This window comes from Sandaracinus amylolyticus, assembly GCF_021631985.1.
In the GTDB taxonomy this organism is placed as follows: Bacteria; Myxococcota_A; Polyangia; order Polyangiales; family Sandaracinaceae; genus Sandaracinus; species Sandaracinus amylolyticus_A.
Map to the genome: position 1 here is coordinate 2,193,497 of NZ_CP070225.1, position 22,364 is coordinate 2,215,860.

The window sequence follows — 22,364 nt, forward strand, 5'->3', positions numbered from 1 at the left end:
TCAGGCGTCTCCCAGCGCGTAGCCCTGGCCACGCAGCGTGCGGATGATGCCGGTCCCGAGCTTGCGGCGGATGCGCGCGACGAGGACGTCGAGGCTCGCGCTCGCTTCGTCGGTGATCTCGCCCCACACCGCGTCGAGGATCTCGCTGCGCGCGATCACGCGCCCGCCGCGCCCCGCGAGCAGCTCGACGATCGCCCACTCGCGCGTGGTGAGCGGCACCTCCGTTCCGTCGCGCCGCGCGCGCCGCGCGCCGAGATCGAGCTCGACGTCACCCGTGCGATGCACGACGCCGCGATCGACCGGACCACGCCGCCCGAGCGCCCGCACGCGCGCGCGCAGCTCGGCGACCGCGAAGGGCTTCGCGACGAAGTCGTCGGCGCCCGCGTCGAGCCCCGCGACGCGCTGCGGGACCTCGCCGTGCGCGGTGAGCAGCAGGATGGGCACGCGCTCGCCCTCGTCCCGGAGCGCGCGGCACAGCGCGACGCCGGTGCCGTCGGGGAGCTCGACGTCGAGCACGACCACGTCCGCGCCCTCCGCTCCGAGCGCGCTGCGCGCCTCCGCACACGAGCGCGCTCCGTGGACGCGATGACCGTCGCGCTCGAGCGCGCGCATCACGAGATCGAGGAGCTCGGGATCGTCGTCGACGACGAGGACGCGCATCGCTCCGTCCTACCGCTCTCCGCTGCTTGTTTCGAGCGGCCCGTTCAGCTCTCGTTCGGGTCGGCCCACGCGTTCAGGCGACGTTCGGGCGCGCCCCGCATCGTGACGGCCAGGAGGTCGACGATGAATCGGATCAAGACGGCCGCGGTGATGCTCTCGATGGTGGTCGCGTTCGGCGCGGGCGGCAGCATCGCGGCGGCGCAGCAGGCCGCGCCGCGTGTCGCGATGGAGGACGCGCGGCGCATCGCGCTCGAGCACGTGCCCGGTGGGAACGTCGAGTCGATCGAGCAGGACCACGAGGACGGTCGCGTGGTGTACGAGGTCGAGGTGCGCGACGCGCAGGGCCGCGAGCACGAGCTCGTGATCGATGCGGACGACGGGCGCGTGATCCGGACCGAGGTGGAGGACGAGCACGACGACGACTGATGGATCGCTACGGAATCCGTAGCGCTACGGATTCCGTAGCATCACAGCTCGCGCTCGTAGAACGTGTCGCAGCCGTGGTGGCCCGTCGCGCCCTTGCTGCAGGCGATGCGGAGGAAGCCGAGCTTCTCGTAGAGGCGCATCGCGCCGTCCATGCCGGTCAGCGTCTCGAGGTACATGCGGCGGTAGCCCATCGCGCGCGCCGCCTCGATGCATCGCTCGAGCACCGCGCGGCCCACGCCGCGGCCGCGCAGCTCGGGCAGGAAGTACATCTTGCGCAGCTCGCACGTGTCCGCGTCGCCGCCGTCGAGCGGCGCGACGCCGCCGCCGCCGAGCACGCGCCCGTCGTCCTCGACGACGAAGTAGACGCAGCGCGGGCGCCCGTATGCGCGCGACATGAACGAGACCTCGGGGTCGTGGATCGCGAAGCCCGGGCCGTCTGCACCGAACTCCGGCATCACGGTGCGGATGACGTTCGCCATCTGCACGTCGTCACGCGGCTCGATCGTGCGGATCGTCGGTGCGCTCATCGTGCGGCGAGTGATAGCGCACCGGCCCTCGCTTGCCGATTTCACTCGCGCGCGCACGATGTCGTGCACCGATGCCCGCCGAAGTTCGTGCGAGCTGGTCGAAGGTCGCGGTCTCCCGCGCGAAGCGCGCGCTCTCGGGAGGCGAGCGCGAGCGAGCGCTGCGCGAGCTCGAGGTGGTGCGCGCGCCGCTGCGCGAGGCCGGGATCCTCGGGTGGGTCCCCGCGGAGCTCCACGCCGACGTGTGCCGCGCGATCGTCCGCGCGCTCGGTCAGGATCGCGCGCGCATCTTCTGGGCCGACCTCATGAACGAGTCGATGCGCTCGCCGCTGATGCGTCCGATCGTCAGCGCCGCGCTCTCGATCGACGGTCGCACGCCCGAGTCGCTCATCCGTCGCGCACCGCGAGTGTGGGAGCTCGTGACGCGCGGCGCGGGCGAGCTCACCGCGACGAAGGTGGACTCCGGCATGCGGCTCGACTTCGTCCAGCTGCCGCGCGCGTTCTGCGAGATCGCGTTCCTGCTCACGCAGGTCGGCACCTGCGATGCGTGCCTCGCGGCGGTCGGCACGACCGGCGAAGTGACGACGGAGCTCGATCCGAGCGCCGCGCGCGCCCGGCTCACCGTGCGCTGGTGATCGTCACCAGAACCGCGCGGCTCACCAGAAGCACGCGGCTCACCAGAAGCACGCGGCTCACCAGAAGCAGAGCGTCGCGCCGCGCAGCCCGTTGCCCGACTGCGCACCGTCGACCGTGCCGCCGAGCGCGAGGTACCACTTCGCGTCGGGCGCGCCTTCGTCGTCGGTCGGCGGATCGATGCGCAGCGTGCCGGTCCCGCAGAGCCCGGCGTCGGCCTCGACGAGATAGACGATCTGATCCGCGATCACGATCGTGCGCTCGTGACAGCCGCTCGCGGGCACGAAGTTGCGCGCGCTCGAGGGCTCGAGGTTCGCGCTCTGGCTCGCGCGCACCGTGAGCGTCGTGTCGACCAGCATCACGTCGGCGTCGTGCGAGCTCGACCCCGCGTCGCCGCCGTCGGCATCGGCGGTCGGCGAGTCGGAGATCTGCAGGACGGTGCCGGTCGGATCGCAGATCTCGAGCGTGATCACCACACCGTCGCTCGATCCGAGATCGAGCGTCGCGACGTTCTCGCGCGGCGTGCCGAGCGTCACCGCGTCGCACGTGATCTCGGTCGCGCCCGGCTCGATGCGGCAGCGCTCGCTGCACCCGTCTTCGTTGGTGCGCGCGGCGCGTGCGTCGTCGGGCTCGCCGCACGGTCGCGCCTCCGCGCCCGCCGGGATGCCGCCGGTGTCGCTCCCGCCGAAGCGCACCGGCTCGCCGCCGAAGAACGAGACCTCGCATCCCGCGCAGAGCGCGAGGGCCAGCACGATCACGACACGTCCGCTCATCGTCCCTCGACCTCGCACTCCCACACGCTCGCCAGCGGCGCTCCGCGCACGTCCACGTGGTGGATGCGCTCGCAGCCCGGAGGCGGAGGATCGCCGTAGAGGTGGTAGTTCGTGACCACGTACTCCGCGGGCACGCGCGAGCGGAACGGCACCTCGACGAGATCGTCGCGCAGGCGCGGCCGCACGTCCCAGTTCGACGTGTCGATGCGCACCCGCGTGCCCTCGCGCGCGTGCTCGTTGAGCCACGCGACCGCGTGCCCCGGGCCCTCGGCCCACCACGAGACGTCGAAGAGCTGGCGCTCCGCGACACCCCCCGGGCCACCGACGAGCTCCGAGTAGTAGTCGAGCGGGAAGGGCTCGACCGACCGCAGCTCGACCAATCCATAGAGCGCCATCGCCGCGGCGGGCGCGAGCGCGATCGCGGGCGTCGTGCGCGAGGCCTTGCCGACGCGCGATGCGAGCGCAGCACCGGCGCGCGAGAGCGCGATGCCCGCGAAGAGCGCGAGCATGGGCCAGCACTGCACGACGTAGCGCGCGAGGTCCTGGCGGAACGACGAGAGCCCTTGCAGGAACGGCGCGAGGAGCGCGACGAGGATCAGCACGCTCGCCGCGCGCAACGCCTTGCGTCGCAGCCCGATCACGATCCCGATCGCGCCGGTGATCACCGCGAGCAGCGGCGTCGTGACCACGAAGAGCACCGGGTAGTACGAGAACGGCGGCCCGACGATGCGCTCGCCGAGGAAGTACTCGGTGGGCAGACGCCCGCCCCAGTGCCCGAACGTCTGGCGCAGATGGCCCGCGGGGTCGGTGTGGATCCACGGCCAGAGCGCGATGCAGATCCCGAGGCCGATCGCGCCGCCGATCAGCGTCGTGATCGGGATCGGCCAGGTGCCGCGCGCGATCTCGCGGCGTCGCGCCCAGACGAGCGCCCACGCGATCGGGATCGTGATCCACAGGAACGTCAGCCGGGAGAGCAGGCCCGGAAAGAACAGGAGCCCGCCGACGAACGCCGCGAGCGAGTCGCCGTGCTCGAGACGATCCCCGTAGCTCGCGCCGAAGCGCACGCTGCGCAGCCACACCGCGAGCGCGAGCAGGTTCGCGCACCAGAAGAAGACGACGATCGTCTCGTGCCCGACGAGCCGCCCGTGCGCGACGACGTGGGGCATCGAGACCATGAGCAGCGCCGCCGCGACGCCCGCGCGACGATCGAAGAGCACACGGCCGAGCCCGTACACGAGGCCGACCGACACCGCGCTCAGCACCGCGCCGACGTGCCGCGCTCCGTCGATCCCGCCGAGCGCACCGCCGAGCCCGTAGATCCACTTGGTGATCGGCGGGTGCTCGTGGTTGAAGCGATAGGCCTCCGCGCTCCAGTCGCCGAGCAGCGCGTTGCGCACCTGCTGCTCACCCGCGTTCCAGTACCAGAGCTCGTCCCATGCGAGATCGGTGTCGGCGATGCGCGTCGATCGGACCAGCAGCGCGAGCAGCGTCACGCCCACGCCGATCGCGACGTCGATCACCGCGAGGCGCCGCAGCGGGCCATCGTCGCGACGGCGCCACGCGCGGACCGCGAGCCACGTGAAGAGCCCACCGAGCGCGAGGAGCAGCGCGAAGTCGCGCGCGTGCTCGGGCGCGCGGCGCGCCAGCGATCCGCTCTCGAGCGCGCGCTCCGCGTCGAAGCGGCTCACGAAGAACGCGTCGCGATCGAGCGGCAGCACGCCCGCCATGTACGGGTCGCGACGATCCTGCATGCGCACGCGCAGGTACCCGCCGCCGCCGCGGTTGATCCAGCGCACCTCGACGCGGTGGACGCCGGGCTCGATCTCGCGGGTCTCGCTGCGCGTGCTGCGTGCGTGGGCGCCCGGATGATCGACGAAGCGACGCTCGTCGAGGAGCACGAACCCGTCGTCGTCGGACTCGATCTCGAGCTCGAGGCGCGTCGGTCGCGCGACCGCCCACCACGCGCGCCACGACACGCACTGCTCGGGGTGCTCCTGCTCGGCCGCGAAGGGCTCGACGTCGAACGAGCGCACCGCGTTGCGCGCCCACGCGGGATCGTCGAAGTCGCAGTGCGAGCCGCCGCTCGAGAGGCGCTCGAAGCCGTTGGCGCGCGTGGGTCGGGTGACGCCGTCGAAGATCGACAGTGCGCCTGCGATCGACGCGAGGGCGGCCGCGGCGAGGAGCAGCGGCGCGAGCCGAGCGAGGAGGGCGAGGGCGGGAGTTCGGCGCATGCGCGGAAGCCGGGCGGGTGTACCACACGGGGTCGCCCACTGCGGTCACGAGTCGCCGGGGACGAGCGTGCCCCGTGCTCGGGCCTGCCGACCCTGGGCGTCCCTGTCGGAACCGGCCAGCGTGTGGGTGCCGACCTCGGATCCCGCGGTTTTCCCGCTCGGATCACGGCTTGCTCGGCGCGCGCTCGAGGAGACCGCGCATGCACCGCTTCCTTTCGATCTCGATCGCGCTCGTGACGATCGCGGGCTGCAACGGCACGATGGGCGGCACGTGCACGAGCAGCAGCGAGTGTCGCGCCGGAGAGGCGTGCCTCGACGGAGTCTGTCGGGGCCGTGGAGACGGTGGGCTCGCCGATGCGAGCGATCCGCGCGCGCTCGCGTCGGTGCGCGTCGAGCCGTCGACGGTGACGCTCACGTCGATCGACGGCGCGCCGGCGAGCCAGGCGTTCCGTCTGATCGCGACGCGGCACGACGGCACCGAGCACGACGCGACCGCGATGGCGTACTGGTCGACCGGCAGCATGCGCCTCGGCGCGATCGACAGCACGGGCACGTTCACCGCGAGCGGCGTCGCGGGCGGCGTGGTGACGGTCAACGCGCGCCTCGCGAGCGGCAGCGACGTGCTCAGCGCGAACGCGACGATCGACGTCGTCGTCGAGCGCACCGTGTTCGGCGCGGGCGTCGATCCCGCGACCACGCCGGGCCGCTTCGGCGCGCCGGTCGCGGGCGATCCGAGCGCGGCGTCGATCCTCTATCCGCTCGAGGGCGCGGTGATGCCGCAGAACGTGTCGCCGCCCGACGTCCAGTGGCAGCCGGTCGGCGCCGCGGGCGACGTGTTCCGCATCCGCCTCACCAAGCCGCGCGCGACGATCACCGCGTACGTCGCGCACATCGGCGATCCCGGGTTCCGCCATGCGTGGCTCGTCGATCGCGACGCGTGGCGCGCGATCGCGGAGAGCGATCCCGACGACGACGTGCGCATCGAGATCGATCGGCTCGAGAGCGCGACGTCGCGCGTGGTCGCGGGCGCGGCACCGCGCACGATGCGCTTCGCGCGCGGGAGCTTGTTCGGCCGCGTGTACTTCTGGGATCTCAACGCAGGACGCACCGAGTCGATCGATCCGGTGAGCGCGGCGCGCGCGGTGGTGGTGCCCGCGCCCGCGCCCGCACCGAACGGCGGGCGCTGCATCGCGTGCCACACGGTGTCGCGCGACGGTCGTTGGCTCTGGGGTGTTCGCGAGGCCGACAACGCGGGCATGCAGTTCGATCTCACGACGCCCCTCGGCGCCGACCCCGCGCCGACGCGCAACACGCCGGTTGCGGCTCCGATCACGATGGGCACCTACGATCCGACGGGCTCGATGCTGATCGGCTCGGCGGGCTGGAGCGGTCCGATGGTGATCGTCGACGCCGCGAGCGGTACGTCGGTCGGCGCGACCGGGCTGCCCACCGCGGGCACGAGCTTCCCGTCGTGGTCTCCCGGCGAAGGCGACCGCATCGCGTTCATGGGCGAGGTCGCGGTCGCGCCCGACTCGCACCCGATCGACGGCGACGTCTACGTGATGCCGCGCACCTCGGCGTCGCCGCTCGCGTTCGGCGCGCCCACGAAGATCCACGAGGGCAGCACGCTCTCGGGCGCGCCCGAGGGTGGCACCGCGGACTCGCACCCGGTGTGGTCGCCCGACGCGCAGATGCTCGTGTTCCAGCACGGGCCGCGCACGTTCAGCTTCGTGCCCGGCACCCACGACGTGCCTCCGGGCGCGCTCTATCGCATCGCGCCCGACGGGACGAACCTGGTGCGGCTCGACACGCTCAACGGCGGGCCGACGGGGACCAGTGCGTACTTCCCGACGTTCGCGCCCTACGTGACCGACGAGCGCGAGAGCGCGCGTTACTACTGGGTCGCGTTCTATTCGCGCCGCGACTACGGCAACGCGATCGCGGGGACGCAGGGGCGCGGGCTGCGTCAGCTCTGGGTCGCGGCGATCGACGCGAGCGCGCCCGCAGGGAGCGATCCTTCGTTCGTTCCCTATTGGCTCCCGGGGCAGAGCACGGCCGTGCACAACATCGCGGCGTACTGGGCGCCCGAGCCGTGCCGCGTGACCGGGAGCTCGTGCGCGACGAGCGCGGAGTGCTGCTCCGAGACGTGCGAAGAGGGCCCGGACGGCGCGCCGGTGTGTGTTCCGCCGCCCGAGACGGAGTGCCGTCGCGGCGGCATGACGTGCGGCAGCGACGAGGACTGCTGCGATGGCTCGACGTGCTCGGGCAACGTCTGCATCGAGCCTCCCGTCTGAGCGCAGGATCGCGACGCGCGAGGCCGCCGATCGGCCTCGCGCGTCGCGTGTCGCTCACGCCGCGCGGCGAGCGCGATCGAGCTCGGCGATGTCGAGCTTCACCATCTTCATGATCGCGTCGGCGACGCGCTTCGCGCGCGGCGGGTCGTCGTCCTGCAACCACTCGCCGAGCACGGCGGGCACGATCTGCCAGCGCACCCCGAAGCGATCCATGAGCCAGCCGCACGCCTGCGGCTTGCCTCCGCCCTCGAGGAGCGCGTTCCAGTAGCGATCGAGCTCGGCCTGGCTCTCGCACTCGACGACGAGCGAGATCGCGTCGTTGAAGTCGTGGTGCGGACCCGCGGTCATCGCCTGGAAGCGCTCCCCGAAGAGCGTGAAGTCGACGATCTTCACCGAGCCCGCTGCCCCGCTCGGACTGTCCGCCGGCAGGGGCGTGACCCGATCGACGCGAGAGTCGGGGAAGATCGAGGCGTAGAGCCGCGCGGCTCCCTCCGCGTCCTTCGCGTACCAGAGATGCGTGTAGATCTTCTGCTTCTTCGCAGTCATGGATGTCCCTCTCGTCGGTCGTGCGCGCGTGGCGCTCGATGGAACGACGAACGAGATGGGCCCGCCCCGACACGACGCCGATCTTTTTTCGCACCTCGTCGGAGCGGCTCGATTTCGGACGTACCTTCGCTGGATGCGCGTCGTCGCGGTCGCGGACACACACACGTTCGAGCACGAGCTCTGGGTGCCCGACGGTGACGTGCTCGTGCACGCGGGCGACATGTTGCGCGGCGGGACGCTCGAGGAGCTCGAAGGCGTCGCGCGGTGGATCCGCGCGCTGCCCCATCGACACAAGGTGATCGTCGCGGGGAATCACGATGTGTGCTTCGAGCACATGTCTTCGCGCTCGCGCGCGCTGGCGATGATCGGCGCGGACGATCCGTCCTCCGGCGTCGTGTATCTCGAGGACTCGGGCGTCGAGATCGAGGCGCTGCGCATCTGGGGCTCGCCGTGGCAGCCCGCGTATCACGACTGGGCGTTCAACCTGCCGCGCGGCTCCTCCGAGCTCGCCGCGAAGTGGGCGCTCGTGCCCTCGGGCATCGACGTCTTGATCACCCACGGCACGCCCTGCGGCATCGGGGATCGCGGGCCCACGTCGGGGCGCCATGGATGCGAGCGACTGCGCGAGGCGATGCCGCGCATCCGTCCCCGCGTGCACCTCTTCGGGCACATCCATCAGGACGGGGGCGCGTGGACGATCGACGGGACGCTCCACGCGAACGTGACGACCTGGGAGTGCGAGCGCGGCGCGACCGTGATCGACGTCGACGCGACCAGCGCGCGCACGTTCATCGTGCCGCCGCGCGGCTAACGCGGGCGCGCGAAGAGCGTCCAGCGATCGCTCTCGAACACCGGCTCCGGCGCGTCCGGCGCGCCGCGGAAGAGCGAGCGCGGTGCGTCGCGGCCCGACTCGTGGCGCACGAGCCAGTAGTCGAACGACTCGCCCCACACCGCGTGGTCGTAGCGCTGCGGCGTCCACTCGAAGCGCGGAGGGAAGGGCGGCGGCGCCGCGCCCTCGGCGTATTGCACCGGCGACTTCGGGAACTCCACGAACGAGAAGCACGCGAGCCCACCGACGCGCGCCTGGAAGTACTGATGCGCGTGCAGGTAGATCGGCAGCGGCACGACCTCGCTCTGGGGATCGAAGATCAGCCCGAGCAGGCGCGCGCCGGGCTCCGTGTGCTCGAGCGCGGCGGAGAGCTCGCCCATCTCGCGATCGGTCTCGCCGAAGCGCTCGGCGTGCACCTGACCGGTCGCGACCGCGAGCGCGATCAGCGCGGGCGCGAGCACGAGGCTCGTGCGCATCGGCAGCGCGCCGCGTGGGCCGAGCACCGGCAGGAGCGCGAGCGCGAGCGGCAGGAAGCGGTGGTTGATCGGCTCGATCAGCCGATACGAGAAGGGCGCGAACAGATAGAGCGCGAAGGTCAGCAGCAGCACGAGCTCGGGCGCGATCGTGCGCGGCATGGGGCACTCGGGCGCCGACGCGACCATCCGGCGCCACCACGGACCGGTCGTCGTCGTCACATCGAGGCCCGCCCGGACCACGGCCGCATCGCGCCATCCGCGCAGCGCGATCACGAGGACCACGCCCGCGAAGAACGCGACCGCGAGGGTCACGCCGCTGCCGTCGCGATAGACGTCGAACGAGTGCCCCAGCCAGCTGCGCATCGTGTCCGCGACCGGCGTGAAGATCGGCGCCGCGCCCTGCGCCGCGACCTCCGCCGCGTGCCCGCTCCGCGATCCTGCTTCGCCGCGCTCGATCACGCCCGACTGCCGCAGCCACCACGCCATCGCGATCACGCTCGGCAGCGCCGCGACGATCGATCCGATCAGCGCACGCACCGCGCGCGCACGACCCACCGCGGGCGCCATCGCGACGAGCTGCACGATGCACGCGAGGCCCATCCACGCGTAGAGCTGCGCGTGCGCGTAGAACGTCGCGAGCGCCGCGATCGCGAGCCACGCCGCGCGTCGCGCGTCGGGCCGCTGCACGAGACGCGCGTGCGCCGCGACCGCGACGATCGCGAGCACCATGCCCGCCGCGTAGTTCAGGAAGCCCCAGAACACGTACGCGTGCATCGCGACCGGCGCCGCGAGGGCGCCGAGCATCGCGGGACGACCGTGCACCCGCAGGTACCAGCCCACCGCGAGCGGCAGCGTCGCGATCGAGAGGACCGCGGTCGCGCGCCCCGCACCCTCGACGCCGAAGAGCGCCGCGAGCCAGTCGCCCAGCACGTAGAGCAACAGGTACTGGCTGCGCGCGTACTCGACGACGAAGAAGCGATCGAAGATCGCCTCGCCCTGACCGTGGATCGCCGCGATCGTGCCGAGGTGCTGCGGATAGTCGACGAAGGGGAGCCAGCGCACCGTGGCGAGCGGCATCGTGAGGGCGACCGCCGCGACACCGAGCACCACCGCCGCGACGCCGTGCTCGCGCGCCCACGTCCGCGCGCGCTCGAGCCACAGCCTCGCGCTCTTCCCGTTGCCCTGCGTCGCCAACGTGGCGCGTCGTAGCGCACGTGGACCGACCCTGTCACGCGGCGGCTCCCATCGAGCACTGGCCAGGGCACGCCTCGGGGACCATTCTGCTCCGTCCGATGCGAGCTCCTCGCAGCAGTCCCGCGGAGCCCTGCGTGGCGGCCCAGGACGACGCCGCCGGCGCGGACCGTCGTGGCCTCCTCGGTCGTCGCAGCTTCCTCTACGCAGGGGGCGCCGCCGCGGCGCTCGTGGCGGGCTTTCCGCTCGTGCAGACCTTCGGCGCGCGCGACGAAGCGCGCCCCTGGCGTCCCGGCCCCTACGGCCCGCTGCGCCCCGATCCCGACGGACGCCTCGACCTGCCCGAGGGCTTCTCGTACCGCGTGCTCTCGCGCACCGGCACGACGATGAGCGACGGCCTGCGCGTCCCCGCGCGCCCCGACGGAATGGCGTGCTTCACCCTGCCCGATGGATCGCTCGCGCTGCTGCGCAACCACGAGAACCCCGCGCACGTCGGCTTGCTCGGCCCGTGGACCGACGGCGTCGCGCCCGAGAGCTACTCGCGGGAGGGCATGGGCGGCGTGACGCGCGTGGTGCTCGACGCCGCGACGCTCGAGGTGCGCTCGTGCAACCTCGTGCTCGGCGGCACCACGCTCAACTGCGCAGGCGGGCCGAGCCCCTGGGGCTGGCTCACCTGCGAAGAGGACTACGACGCGCGCCACGGGCTCGTCTTCGCGTGCGATCCGACCGCCGCGCGCATCGCACCGCCCCAGCCGATCCGCGGGTACGGTCGCTTCCGCCACGAGGCCGCGTGCGTCGATCCGCGCACGTCGATCGCGTACCTCACCGAGGATCGCGAGGACTCGTGCCTCTATCGCTTCGTCCCGCACGATCCCGCGCGGCCCTTCGACGGCGAGCTCCAGGCGCTCGCGATCCGTGGCCGTCCGCGCGCGCGCACCGGCACCGGGCTGCGCGCCGGCGAGCGCCTCGAGATCGCGTGGGTCCCGGTGCGCGATCCCGATCCCGGCGACGACGTGCTGCGGCACCTCGCGCAGCAGGACGGTGCGGCGTCGTTCGTGCGCGGCGAGGGCATGGCGTTCGACCCCGAGCGCGGCGCCGTCGTGTTCGCCGCGTCGGCGGGCGGGCCCAACGCGAACGGCCAGCTCTTCCGCGTCGAGCCCGAGGGCGACGGCGGCGAGCTCGTGCTGCTCGCGCAGTCCGAGGGCAGCGCCGACTTCGACATGCCGGACAACCTCGTGGTCGCGCCGAACGGCGTCGTGTTCTTCTGCGAGGACGGGCGCGATCGCAACTACGTGCGGGCCATCGGCACCGACGGACGCGTGTTCGACTTCGCGCGCAACACGCTGAGCCGCTCGGAGCTCGCCGGGGTGTGCTTCTCGCCCGACGGGCGCGCGATGTTCGTGAGCCTCCAGACCGACGGCCTCACCCTCGCGATCACCGGGCCTTTCGCCCACGCCTGACCGGCGCTGGGCCACACCCCGACTTTTCGGGCGGCCGCCCTTTACGGCTCGATTTTCCCCGCTACCATCCCGGCCTCTTTTCCGGGAAAAGCCGTGGCAGAGACCTCGTTGAAGCCGCTCGTGGGCGTGGTGATGGGCTCGCGCTCCGACTGGGAGACGATGCGCCACGCGGTCGACATCCTCGAGCAGCTCGGGGTGCCGCACGAGGTGCGCGTCGTGTCCGCGCATCGCACGCCGGATCTCCTCTTCGAGTACGCGTCCACCGCGGAATCGCGCGGCCTGCGCGTGATCGTCGCGGGCGCGGGCGGCGCCGCGCACCTGCCCGGCATGCTCTCGTCGAAGACGCACGTGCCGGTGCTCGGCGTGCCGGTGCAGAGCAAGACGCTCTCCGGCATGGACTCGCTGCTCTCGATCGTGCAGATGCCCGCGGGCATCCCGGTCGGCACCCTCGCGATCGGCAAGGCGGGCGCGACCAACGCCGGGCTCTTCGCGGCGCAGATGCTCGCCGCCGAGCACCCCGCGATCCGCGAGGCGGTGCTCCGCTTCCGCGCGAAGCAGACCGAGGACGTGCTCGCGAAGCCCGATCCTCGCGAACAATGAGCGGCACGATGCGCGTCGGAGTGCTCGGCGCTGGTCAGCTCGGTCGCATGCTCGCGCTCGCGGGGCATCCGATCGGCGTGCGCTGCGTCGCGTACGCGCAGCAGCCCGACGAGCCCGCGTGCGCGGTGGGCGAGCACGTGCTCGGCGCGTGGGACGATCCCGCGGCGCTCGACGAATTCGCGTCGCGCATCGACGTCGCGACCTACGAGTTCGAGAACGTCCCGCTCGAAGCGGTACGTCGCGTCGGCGCGCGGGTGCCGCTGCGTCCTTCGATCGACGCGCTGCGCGTCGCGGCCGATCGCATCGAGGAGAAGACGCTCTTCCGGAAGCTCGGCATCGACACGCCGCCGTTCGCCGCGATCGACTCCGAGGAGGACCTGCGCGCCGCGGTCGCGACCATCGGCCTGCCGGCCGTGCTCAAGACGCGCACGATGGGCTACGACGGCAAGGGCCAGCGCGTGCTGCGCACCACGCAGGACGTCGAGGGCGCGTTCGCCGCGCTCGGCTCGCGACCCTCGATCCTCGAGGGCTTCGTCGCGTTCGAGCGCGAGGTCTCGCAGCTCGGCGTGCGCGCCGCGGACGGCTCGATCGCGTTCTATCCGCTCGCCGAGAACGTGCACCGCGACGGCATCCTCCGCGTGAGCATCGCGCCTGCGCGCGCGACCCCCGCGATCGAGCAGACGGCCCGCGTGTACCTGCGCGCGATCCTCGAGTCGCTCGACTACGTCGGCGTGCTCGCGCTCGAGCTCTTCCAGGCCGGCGATCGACTGCTCGCGAACGAGATGGCGCCGCGCGTCCACAACACCGGCCACCACACCATCGAGGCTGCGGAGACGAGCCAGTTCGAGAACCACCTGCGCGCGGTCGCGGGCCTTCCGCTCGGCTCGACCGCGCTGCGCGGCCACGCTGCGATGGTGAACCTCGTCGGCGCGCTCCCCGCGCCCGCGTCGATCCTCGCGATCGACGGCGCGCATCTGCACCTCTACGGCAAGGAGCCGCGCGCGGGTCGCAAGGTCGGTCACGTGACCGTGCTCGTCGACGACGAAGCAGGCCGCGACGCGCGTCTCGCCGCGGTTCTCCGGGTAGTCGACGCCCTCTGATCGAATCGCGCGTGACGCGGAGCGCCACTCCGGTCACACCTCGGGCTGCCGACCGGGTGTGGCGGTCGGCACGAGGGGGAAACCCGGAGCGAAGCTCCGGAAGAGGGTATGGCGCCCATGTGGGGGAAGCGCGTGGCGCTCGCGCTCCTGCTCGCCGGGTGTGGCGGCGGGCAGGACGCGAACGGGATGGACTCGTCGATCGATCCGGGTCGCGACGCGGCGATCGAGGCGATCGACGCGAGCGTCGAGCCCGACGGGTCGACCGACGACGGCGCCTCGCGCTCCGACGCTGCCGACGCCGCGCAGCCCGACTCCGGCGTCGATGGCGGGGTGTTCCCGGTCTGCGCGATCGGCGACCTCCGCGCCGCGCTCGCGGCCGCAGGGCCCGGCGCGACGGTGCTGCTGCGCGACGGATGCCGCGCCGAGGGCCCGCTCGTCGTCCCGCCGGGCGTGACGCTCGCGGGCGAGGGCCCGACCTCCGAGATCGACGGCGGCGACACCGGCCCCGCGATCGAATTCGCCGAGGGCACCGGCGCGACGGTGCGCGACCTGCGCGTGAACGTGCTCGGCGGCGGCTGGGCGATCCGCGCGGCGGGCGAGGGCGACGCGACGATGGAGCGGCTCTCGGTGCACATCGCGCGCGGCGCGGGCGTCGCGCTGCACGAGCGCGAGCGCGTCGTGATGCGCTCGGTGAAGATCGACGGCCCGATGTTCGAGGCCGCTGCCGCGAGCGCGCCGACGACCTCGGCCGACACCGGCACGTGGGCGGTCGTCGCGGTCGACGTGGGTGACGTCGCGGCGCCCGCGGCGGGCGGCGTGCGCGTCGAGGATCTCGACATCAGCGGCCTCGCGGTCGGTGGGCTCTCGGTGCAGCGCAGCGTGCTCGAGGTGATCGACACCGACGTCGAGCCCGACGCCGACGACGTGCGCGGCATCGTGATCTCCGCGTTCGAGTCGGACGTGCGGGTGAGCGGCCTGCGCGTGACCGATCTCTTCGCGGGCAACGGCGTGCCGGCGATCGCCGTCTCCGCGGTCTCGTCGCCGCGCGTCGAGATCGCGGATCTGCGCGTGGAGAACGGCGCGGGCTACGGCGTGTTCGCCGATCGGAGCGCGGTCGCGATCGACGGCGTGATCGCGTCGAGCCTCGACGAGCCCGCGGTGCAGGTGCAGGGCGGCTCGCTCGTCGCGCGCGCTCTCGATCTCGAAGGCGGAGATGGCGCGGCGGTGGTCGCGATCGACGCCGAGCGCGTCGAGGTGCGCGGCTCGACGCTCGCGCGCCAACTACGGGCGCCGGTGCCGACGACCTCGGGCGCCGTCGAGCTCGGCGACGGCGTGCTGGTGCGACGCGCGTCGAGCACCGCGCCGATGCCCGCGATCGTGCTCGAGGACGTGGTGCTCGACGACAACGCGCGCGCCGGGCTGCTCGTCGATCTCGGTGGCGCCGCGCCCGCGAGCGTGTCGCTCACGAACGTGCGCGCACGGTCGACCGGCACCGCGCTCGGCGTGGTCTCGCAGAACGCGGCGATGCCGGCGGGCTGGGACGCGAGCGTGGTGCGCGAGGGCGCGGCCATCGCGAACGACGCGGTTTTCTCGGGCGGAATCGACGTCGCGGGCATCATCATGCCCCCCGCGATCGTCTGGCGTCCGTCGCTCTGATCACGTCGCCGCGAGGGGCTCCGAGGTGCGAGAACCGGCGCACCCCGCGCTCTAGGTTCCACGTTCAGCGCAAACCGTGCGCGCACGTGCCCCACGTGCGTGCGACCGCCCCGCACGATCGGCTGCTCGAGTAGCCATCGAGTGGCAGCGAGCCACGGAATTCACACGGTTTTCGGGAACCACGGTGCGCAGCGCCTCGACGGCACGTGGGTTGCTCGAAACGGGCGCATGGAAGCTTTCACCAAGGCCGCACGGCGTGATCTTCCGTCGGGTGCGCACCCAAGCTGGACCCCCGTGATCGCCGGATGGCGTGACGCGGGTCTCGCGCGCGAGCTCGACGCACGCTGGGCCGCCCGCCTCATGGAGTCGCCGCCGAACGAGGCGACGAAGGCGATGGTGATCGCCGCGCACTACCACGCGTCCGGCGACCCGGTGGAGCGCGCGTGGCGCGCCCAGTCGGACCGCGTGCTCGAGCTCCTCGACGAGCCGACCGCGCCCGAGGCGCTCGCCGCGGCGACGCAGCTGATCCTGCCCGAGGTGCGCATCGCGGCGCGCCGCACGATCGAGGGCCTCGAGGTGCGCCTCGCGACCGATCGCGAGACCCTCGCGACGACCCGCGCGCGCGTCACGCTGCGTCGCATGCAGACCCACGCGCGGAGCGGTCGCGCACGTGCGGTGTCGATCGAGGGATTGCCGCCGCGCTCGTTCGTCTACGCGCTGAACGTGCTCCTCGAGTCGAAGGACGTGGCGCTGCGCTTCGTCCCGCTGGTCGCGATGCCGGGCCGCCGCGCGTGGATGGCCGCGACGCTCGCGCAGTCGCTCCACCTCGAAGACCTCGACACGCTCGATGCCGACGAGCCGTGGCGCGCGTTCGCGCGCTTCACCGACGCGCTCGCGCTCGCGTCCTGAAACCTCCGGTCGCGCTCTCGCTCCTCGTGGGAGCGCGGCCCAGACGATTTCCTCTCGTTCGCCTCCTCGTTCCTCGTCCCTTCCTCGCGAAACACCGCGCCGACGGCGCCGCACCGGGACTCGTCCCCCCGGTGCACCCCAGGCGCCGTCGGCGCGGTGTGGATCCGGGCTCGACTCGACTCGCTCTCCGACGCAGGCCCCGCACGGAGGCGTGCGGAGCACGCGGACCGGAGGGCCCTGCGTCGGCGAGCCGATTTCTCACTCGATGCAGAGGCGACGCGCGGCGCCCGCTTCGTTCGCGAGCGCGCCCGCGGGGTACGCCGAGACGAAGTTGAAGCACATCTCGTCCTCGGTCCGCTCGCCGAAGTAGATCGCGGCGTCGGTCGGGTTGTCGTAGACGCAGGTGGTCCGCAGCACGTCGCCGGGGTTGATCACCAGCGAGCCGCCCGGCGGGATCCACCCGGTCTGCGCGTTGAAGTCCCAGTGCGGCTCGTCGGCGAGCATCACGATGTCGTCCTCGCTGCCGCCGCGGAGGACCTCGGTGCGGATCGAGATGCCGTGCGTGTGCATGTGCAGGCCCGATCCGACGATCGTCACCGGCGCGGTGATCGCGGGCGTGCAGTTCCCGACGACCTCGTGACCGCGCGCGCGCGGCGGGATCGCGATGGCGAGCGAGCCCAGCGTCGACGTGCCGATCTCGTGCTCGCGCGGCGTCTGCGTCGAGCAGAGCGCCACGCCGCTGCGATCGCGCACGTCGTCGTAGCCCGCGACGTTCCAGTAGTGCACCTGCAGGATCACGAAGCCGGTCGAGCCGGGCAGCTCGCGGCCCATCGTCTCGGGTAGCACCGAGTTCCGACCGCCGGGCGCCCAGCCCTGGAGGAACTGCGAGCCCTGGTTGAGCGCGGTGCCGCACTCCCACGCATCGCCGGGCTCGACGCCCGCGGGGAGCGCGGTCGCGCCGAAGATGATCCAGTGATGGAGCACCCGCGGGTCGTCGATGATCGGCGCGAACGCCGTGCCCTGCTCGACGTCGGTGAAGGGCGACGCGAACGCGAAGCACATCGTCGTGTTGCCCGCCGCGGGCGCGAGCGCGTAGGGCTGGTCCATCGCGCCGGGCGCGTGCGCGCGGAACTCGTGCGTGACCTCGCAGGGCAGGTGCTCGGGGCCGATCGGCGGCTGCGTCGGCGTGCCCGCGTCGTCGGTCGATCCCACGCCCGCGGGCGCGCCCGCCTCGATCCACGCGTCGAGCACCGCGAGCTCCTCGGCGGGCAGCATCTCGCCCGGCGGCATCGGGCGCGCGACGTCGTGGATGCGCTCACCGACGAGCTCGTAGACGTGGCGCGACGGGCTCGTCACCGCCATCGCGTGCATCGCCTCGTACGAGAGCACCGACATCGGCGCGCCGAACTGCGGCGACGCCGAGTGACAGCCCGCGCATCGTGCGTCGACGATCGCCTGCACGTCCGCAGGCAGCCGCAGCACCTCGGGCGCGTCGTCGCCTCCGTCGCACGCCGCGAGCCCGCTCATCGCGAGCAGTGGCACGAGCCAACGTGTCGTCTTCTTCGTCGTCGTGTGGATCACGGGGTCCCCCTCCTCGTTCCGTCGAGCACGATGGTGATCTCGCCCGCCGTGCCGGTGATCGTCGTGATCAGCCGGCCGTCGTCTCCGTCCATCGAGAACGCCAGGCCGCGCGCGCTGCCTCCGCCGCCGGCGCCACCCGCGCTCGACTGTGCGCAGGTCGGCGTGATGCCGATCGACGTGCCCTCGACCACGTAGCTGCCGCGGATCTGCGTCGAGCTCGGTCGCACGAGCGTGCCCGCGAGCGTGCCCTCGAGCGTCGTGACGAACTCGAAGTCGAGGCGCGCCTCGGTGCCGTCGAACGCGGCCCACGCGCTCCCGGTGACCGTCGAGGTCTCGATGTCGAACATCCCCGCGGCCGTGCTCGAGACGTAGAAGGTCGCGTCGTCGAACACCCACGTGCCGGTGGGATCACCACCGGTCGCGACGGGCACGTTCGAGCCGCCGTCGCCATCGTCCGCGACGGCGAAGCCGCCGGCGATGTCCGGCAGCTCGGTCGGCTCGGGGCTCACGTCGCAGCCCCCGTCGGGCTCGCCCGCGTCGGGCGTGCCTGCATCGATCATCTCGGTCGGCGCATCGATGCGCGTGCCGGCGTCTGTCGGCTCGTCCGACTCTCCGCCACACGCGATCACCAACGCCGACAGAGCTCCCAAGAACGCGACGATTCCCCCACGTTTCATAGGGCGACGAGCATACGGCGAGCGCGCTCGCATCGGTGTGGACGTTTTGTGCACGGGGGCGATGGCGCGCGCGCGCTCGTGCGAGAATCGAAGGGTGGCGAGCATCCTGGTGGTGGAGGACGAAGGACCGATCGCGACGTTGGTCGCAGACCACCTGCAGCGCGCAGGACATCGGGTCGCGATCGCGCGTGACGGTGACGAGGCGCTCGAGCGACACGCCGCCGACCCCGCCGACCTGCTCGTCCTCGACGTGATGCTCCCGAGAAGGAGCGGGCTCGAGGTGTGCGGCGCGATCCGCCGCGGCGGCGGTGCGCAGCCGGTCGTGCTGATGCTGACCGCGCGCAGCGGCGAGGAGGACGCCGTCGCGGGCTTCGAGGCGGGCGCCGACGACTACGTGCGCAAGCCGTTCGGCGTCGCGGAGCTGGTTCGTCGCGTCGGTGCGCTGCTCGCGCTCGCGGGGCGGCCGCGCGCGCCCGCGCCGGCGTCGACGATCGAGATCGCGGGGATGCGGATCGATCTCGTCTCGCGATCGGTGCGCGTTCGCAGCGGTGAAGCTCGTCTGACCCCCAAGGAATTCGATCTGCTCGTGCACCTCGCGCAGCACCCCGGGCACGTGCTCGAGCGCGAGGATCTCCTCGTCGAGGTGTGGGGCTACCGGCACGCCGGCTACGCGCGCACCGTGGACTCGCACGTCACGCGGGTGCGCAAGAAGCTCGCGGCCGCGGGCCTCGCGTACGACCCGATCACGACCGTGCACGGCGTCGGTTATCGATTCGAGCCGCGCGAGGACGCGTGAGAGCGCTGAGGCAGCGCGTGTCGCTCAAGATCGGCGTCGCGGTCGCGACGCTGGTCGTGCTCGTGGCGCTCGGTCTCTGGCTCGTCTTCCGCCTGACGCTGCTGGTCTACGGCGAGGAGCTGCGTGCGCGACTGGTGCAGCCGGGGCTCGCGCTCTCGACGGCGATCGTGCGCGCGGGGAGCAGCGACGACGCGTCCCTGCGCCGCGATCTGGGCGACGTCGAGGGGTTCTGCATCGCGCTCTACGATCGCGAGGGCGTGCTCTTCGCGCGCTCGCGCGACGATCAGCCCGACGTGCCCGAGCGTCTCGACGCACACGTGCGCGGGCTCGCAGACGCGACCCCTGGGCACCCGCGATCGATCGGGGCAGGGCGCCTCGACGCGCCGACCGCGATGATCGCGCGCGTCGACGGTGCCGGGCGCGCCGCGTACCTCGGGGTCTTCGAGCACAGCGCGGCCGCGACGTTCACCACGGTGCGGATGCGCTCGCTCAGCATCATGGTCGTGATGCTCGCGTTCTTCGCGCTCGGCGTGAGCGCGATGCTCGCGCACCGCATCCGCCACGGCATCCAGAGCACGCAGCGCGTGGTGCACGCGATCGCCCAGGGCGCGCTCGATCGCCGCCTGCCCGCCGCGGGCGACGACGAGCTCGGCGCGCTGGTGCGCGACTTCAATCGGATGGCCGATCGCGTGGAGGATCTCGTGGCCACGCTGCGCCGCGAAGAGGCGCGGAAGCGTGCGCTCTTCGCCGCGTTCACCCACGAGATCAACACGCCGCTCACGAGCGTGCTCGGGTACCTCGAGTCGCTCCGCATGGACGAGGTCGACGCCGATCCCGAGACGCGCCGTCGTTACGTCGAGGTCGCGTACGAGCAGGCGCTCGCGCTCGACGCGCTCGCCGACGATCTCGAGACGCTCTCGCGCCTCGAGCACGACGGCATGTCGCTCGATCGCGCGCCCCACGATCTGCTGGCGATCGCGCGCCGCGAGATCGACGCGCTCGCGCCGCGCGCGAAGGACGCATCGGTGACGCTGCGCGCGGAGGGCCACGGCGTGATCGCCGACGTCGATCGGCGCCGCGTGGGTCAGGTGATCCGCAACCTGCTCGACAACGCGATCCGTCACTCGCGCGCCGGCGGCACGGTGCGGGTCGAGGTCGTCCGCGACCCGCGGGGCGATGCGAGCGTGGTGGTGCGCGACGAGGGCGAAGGGATCGCCGCGGAGCATCTCGCGCGCATCGGCGAGCCGCTCTTCCGCGTCGATCCGTCGCGCGCGCGTGGCACCGGCGGGCGCGGCCTCGGTCTCGCGATCGCGCGCGGCATCGCGCACGCGCACGGGGGCACGCTCGAGCTGCACAGCACGCTCGGCGCCGGGACCTCGGCGCGTCTCTCGCTACCGCGCGAGCCCGCGCCGCGCGAAGCACGCCTCGACGGCGGCGATCGAGACCTCGAGCCCCTCGGCAGCGGGATCGATCGTCTCGACGCGTGATCGACCGACCTCGAGCGCGGCGCGCGCCTCGTCGCAGCGATCGAGCCACGACGCGAGCCGCGCGCTCTCGAGCGGCCAGAACGCGACGTCGGGCTCGAGCTCGGTCAGCGCGCGATAGAAGGGCAGCGCACCTTCGAGGTCGCCCGCATCCCAGCGCTGGAAGGCCATCGCGCCGAGGTCGGAGATCGCACCGCCGCGCAGCGCGACGATCCAACCAGGCGGCGGGCCTTCGTCGGGCTCGGCGAGCGTGAGCGCGGTGGTCCACCCGACGCTCCCGCTCGTGATCACGAAGAGCAGCGCGAGCGTGCCGATCGTCTGCGCGGCGCGCGGTGGTGGTGCGGGCCGCGGATAGCTCGGTGTGAGCCCCGCGCCGACGAGCCGATCGTAGAGGTGCGGATGCACCGGCTTCGCGACGCGCGTCACCGCGGGCGCGAGGTTCAGCTCGTAGATGCGCTCGAGCGCGCGCGCGTAGCTGCCCGCGTCCTCTTCGTGCGCGTGCGCGATCGCGTCGGCGCGCTCCTCCATGCGGCGCGCGATGCGCTGCACGATGCGGCTCACGATCAGCGCGACGAGCACCAGGCAGAGCAGCACGAGCACGCCGCGGAGCGCGTCGCCGTGCCCGAACGCGTGCATCAGCGGGCGGATCAGCGCGATCGGATAGAGCGCGACGAGCGCGACCGAGCGCGCGAGCACCACGCTGCGCGGCTCCCCGAGGTGCCCGAGCTCGTGCGCGGTCACGCCGGCGATCTCCTCGTCGCTCAGATCGCGCACCGCGGGCTCGGTGAACGCGAGCTCGCCGGTGCGCGGGAACGCGAGCGCGTTGACCATCGGCCAGCGCACGATCCACGTGCGCTTCGCGCGGACGCCGACCTTCTCGACGCACGCATCGACGATCGCGGTGATCCGCGCGTCGGCAGGACGCGCGAGCCCGAGCGCGACCGCGACGCGCAGCCCCGCGCCGAGCGCGACCGCCACGAGCATCGCGAGGATCACCACCGCGACGATCGCGGCGGGCACCGGCTCGGCGGGGATGAGCGCACCGCCGATCAGCACGATCAGCACGTGCGGGTACATCGCGAGGAACACGAACGCCTGTCCCGCGAGCCGCTCGCGCAGCGACACCACGCGCCTCCCGATCCGGCGCTCCACGCGACCGAGCTGCGGGTACGCGCCCGCGAACGCCGCGATCCCGACGAGCACGCCGAGCGGACCGCCGCGGAGGTAGGAGAGCGGCCCCGCGAGCATGCCTGCGGTGACGCCGAGCACGATCGCCGAGAGCATCGGCGCACTCGATGCGAGCACGCGCGCCGGCCACGCGCGCCGCGCGCGCTCGGTCCAGTGCGCGTCCTCGGGCATCCCGCGCACCGCGAGCAACGCCAGCGACACGCCGAGGTACGCGCCCACGCACGACACGAGCGCCGCGAGCGGCACCCACACCAGCGCGCCGATCCCGACCCAAGCGGGCAGGGCGGCGCGAACCGCTTCGATCGCCTCGGAGCCCAACGCGGACGGAGT

General features: G+C 72.7%; 20 protein-coding genes. 11 read left to right on the forward strand and 9 right to left on the reverse strand.

Annotation, left to right across the window (positions count from 1 at the left end):
- Complete coding sequence (locus I5071_RS08975) at positions 1-660, reverse strand: response regulator transcription factor (RefSeq protein ID WP_236605000.1); 660 nt, start codon at positions 658-660, stop codon at positions 1-3.
- 123 nt (positions 661-783) lie between these two features.
- On the opposite strand from I5071_RS08975, the gene I5071_RS08980 reads away from it, so the two are divergent.
- Complete coding sequence (locus I5071_RS08980; RefSeq protein WP_236605001.1) at positions 784-1,086, forward strand: PepSY domain-containing protein; 303 nt, start codon at positions 784-786, stop codon at positions 1,084-1,086.
- Positions 1,087-1,127: 41 nt separating this feature from the next.
- On the opposite strand, the gene I5071_RS08985 is transcribed toward I5071_RS08980, so the two are convergent.
- Positions 1,128-1,613 carry a GNAT family N-acetyltransferase gene (locus tag I5071_RS08985; protein ID WP_236605002.1) on the reverse strand — a complete coding sequence of 162 codons (486 nt, stop codon included), beginning with the start codon at positions 1,611-1,613 and terminating at the stop codon, positions 1,128-1,130.
- Positions 1,614-1,684: 71 nt separating this feature from the next.
- On the opposite strand from I5071_RS08985, the gene I5071_RS08990 reads away from it, so the two are divergent.
- The gene (locus I5071_RS08990) at positions 1,685-2,245 is read left to right on the forward strand and encodes a hypothetical protein (protein ID WP_236605003.1); all 561 of its coding nucleotides are present in this window, start codon (positions 1,685-1,687) and stop codon (positions 2,243-2,245) included.
- 57 nt (positions 2,246-2,302) lie between these two features.
- On the opposite strand, the gene I5071_RS08995 is transcribed toward I5071_RS08990, so the two are convergent.
- Together I5071_RS08995 and I5071_RS09000 are read right to left on the reverse strand one after the other, a co-directional pair.
- Positions 2,303-3,016, reverse strand: coding sequence for a hypothetical protein (locus tag I5071_RS08995; RefSeq protein WP_236605004.1), 714 nt, complete (start codon positions 3,014-3,016; stop codon positions 2,303-2,305).
- A complete protein-coding gene (locus I5071_RS09000) occupies positions 3,013-5,247 on the reverse strand; it encodes an ArnT family glycosyltransferase (protein WP_236605005.1) in 2,235 nt (744 codons plus the stop codon). Before I5071_RS09000 ends, I5071_RS08995 begins: the two co-directional genes overlap by 4 nt.
- A gap of 200 nt (positions 5,248-5,447) precedes the next feature.
- Between I5071_RS09000 and I5071_RS09005 the strand changes: the two genes are divergently transcribed.
- On the forward strand, positions 5,448-7,541 hold the full coding sequence (locus I5071_RS09005) for a dickkopf-related protein (protein WP_236605006.1): 2,094 nt from the start codon (positions 5,448-5,450) through the stop codon (positions 7,539-7,541).
- A gap of 54 nt (positions 7,542-7,595) precedes the next feature.
- Here I5071_RS09005 and I5071_RS09010 read toward each other — a convergent pair whose 3' ends face one another.
- Positions 7,596-8,087, reverse strand: a complete 492-nt coding sequence (locus I5071_RS09010) for a VOC family protein (RefSeq protein WP_236605007.1) — start codon at positions 8,085-8,087, stop codon at positions 7,596-7,598.
- Between the two features lie 133 nt (positions 8,088-8,220).
- Here I5071_RS09010 and I5071_RS09015 point away from each other — a divergent pair, with 133 nt between their 5' ends.
- A complete protein-coding gene (locus tag I5071_RS09015; protein WP_236605008.1) occupies positions 8,221-8,898 on the forward strand; it encodes a metallophosphatase domain-containing protein in 678 nt (225 codons plus the stop codon).
- Here I5071_RS09015 and I5071_RS09020 read toward each other — a convergent pair.
- The gene (locus tag I5071_RS09020; protein ID WP_236605009.1) at positions 8,895-10,586 is read right to left on the reverse strand and encodes a hypothetical protein; all 1,692 of its coding nucleotides are present in this window, start codon (positions 10,584-10,586) and stop codon (positions 8,895-8,897) included. The two genes, I5071_RS09015 and I5071_RS09020, sit on opposite strands and share 4 nt — an antisense overlap.
- Positions 10,587-10,684: 98 nt before the next feature.
- Here I5071_RS09020 and I5071_RS09025 point away from each other — a divergent pair, with 98 nt between their 5' ends.
- The 5 genes from I5071_RS09025 (at position 10,685) to I5071_RS09045 (ending at position 16,308) form a co-directional block, all read left to right on the forward strand.
- Positions 10,685-12,043: an alkaline phosphatase PhoX gene (locus tag I5071_RS09025; protein ID WP_236605010.1), complete on the forward strand. Its 1,359-nt coding sequence runs from the start codon at positions 10,685-10,687 to the stop codon at positions 12,041-12,043.
- Positions 12,044-12,175: 132 nt separating this feature from the next.
- Complete coding sequence (gene purE, locus I5071_RS09030) at positions 12,176-12,643, forward strand: 5-(carboxyamino)imidazole ribonucleotide mutase (protein ID WP_236607628.1); 468 nt, start codon at positions 12,176-12,178, stop codon at positions 12,641-12,643.
- Positions 12,640-13,743 (forward strand): 5-(carboxyamino)imidazole ribonucleotide synthase, encoded by a 1,104-nt coding sequence (locus tag I5071_RS09035; protein WP_236605011.1) that lies wholly within the window; start codon positions 12,640-12,642, stop codon positions 13,741-13,743. Before purE ends, I5071_RS09035 begins: the two co-directional genes overlap by 4 nt.
- A 117-nt stretch (positions 13,744-13,860) precedes the next feature.
- A complete protein-coding gene (locus tag I5071_RS09040) occupies positions 13,861-15,399 on the forward strand; it encodes a hypothetical protein (protein WP_236605012.1) in 1,539 nt (512 codons plus the stop codon).
- Positions 15,400-15,693: 294 nt separating this feature from the next.
- The gene (locus tag I5071_RS09045; RefSeq protein WP_236605013.1) at positions 15,694-16,308 is read left to right on the forward strand and encodes a hypothetical protein; all 615 of its coding nucleotides are present in this window, start codon (positions 15,694-15,696) and stop codon (positions 16,306-16,308) included.
- Positions 16,309-16,566: 258 nt separating this feature from the next.
- Here I5071_RS09045 and I5071_RS09050 read toward each other — a convergent pair whose 3' ends face one another.
- Positions 16,567-17,889, reverse strand: a complete 1,323-nt coding sequence (locus tag I5071_RS09050; RefSeq protein ID WP_236605014.1) for a hypothetical protein — start codon at positions 17,887-17,889, stop codon at positions 16,567-16,569.
- A complete protein-coding gene (locus I5071_RS09055) occupies positions 17,886-18,566 on the reverse strand; it encodes a hypothetical protein (protein WP_236605015.1) in 681 nt (226 codons plus the stop codon). Before I5071_RS09055 ends, I5071_RS09050 begins: the two co-directional genes overlap by 4 nt.
- Before the next feature lie 94 nt (positions 18,567-18,660).
- On the opposite strand from I5071_RS09055, the gene I5071_RS09060 reads away from it, so the two are divergent.
- Together I5071_RS09060 and I5071_RS09065 are read left to right on the forward strand one after the other, a co-directional pair.
- Entirely contained in the window at positions 18,661-19,362 is a 702-nt protein-coding gene (locus tag I5071_RS09060) for a response regulator transcription factor (RefSeq protein WP_236605016.1), read from the forward strand.
- 17 nt (positions 19,363-19,379) lie between these two features.
- The gene (locus I5071_RS09065) at positions 19,380-20,849 is read left to right on the forward strand and encodes a sensor histidine kinase (RefSeq protein ID WP_236605017.1); all 1,470 of its coding nucleotides are present in this window, start codon (positions 19,380-19,382) and stop codon (positions 20,847-20,849) included.
- Here I5071_RS09065 and I5071_RS09070 read toward each other — a convergent pair.
- The gene (locus I5071_RS09070) at positions 20,754-22,352 is read right to left on the reverse strand and encodes a M48 family metallopeptidase (protein WP_236605018.1); all 1,599 of its coding nucleotides are present in this window, start codon (positions 22,350-22,352) and stop codon (positions 20,754-20,756) included. The two genes, I5071_RS09065 and I5071_RS09070, sit on opposite strands and share 96 nt — an antisense overlap.
- Between the last annotated feature and the right edge of the window lie 12 nt (positions 22,353-22,364).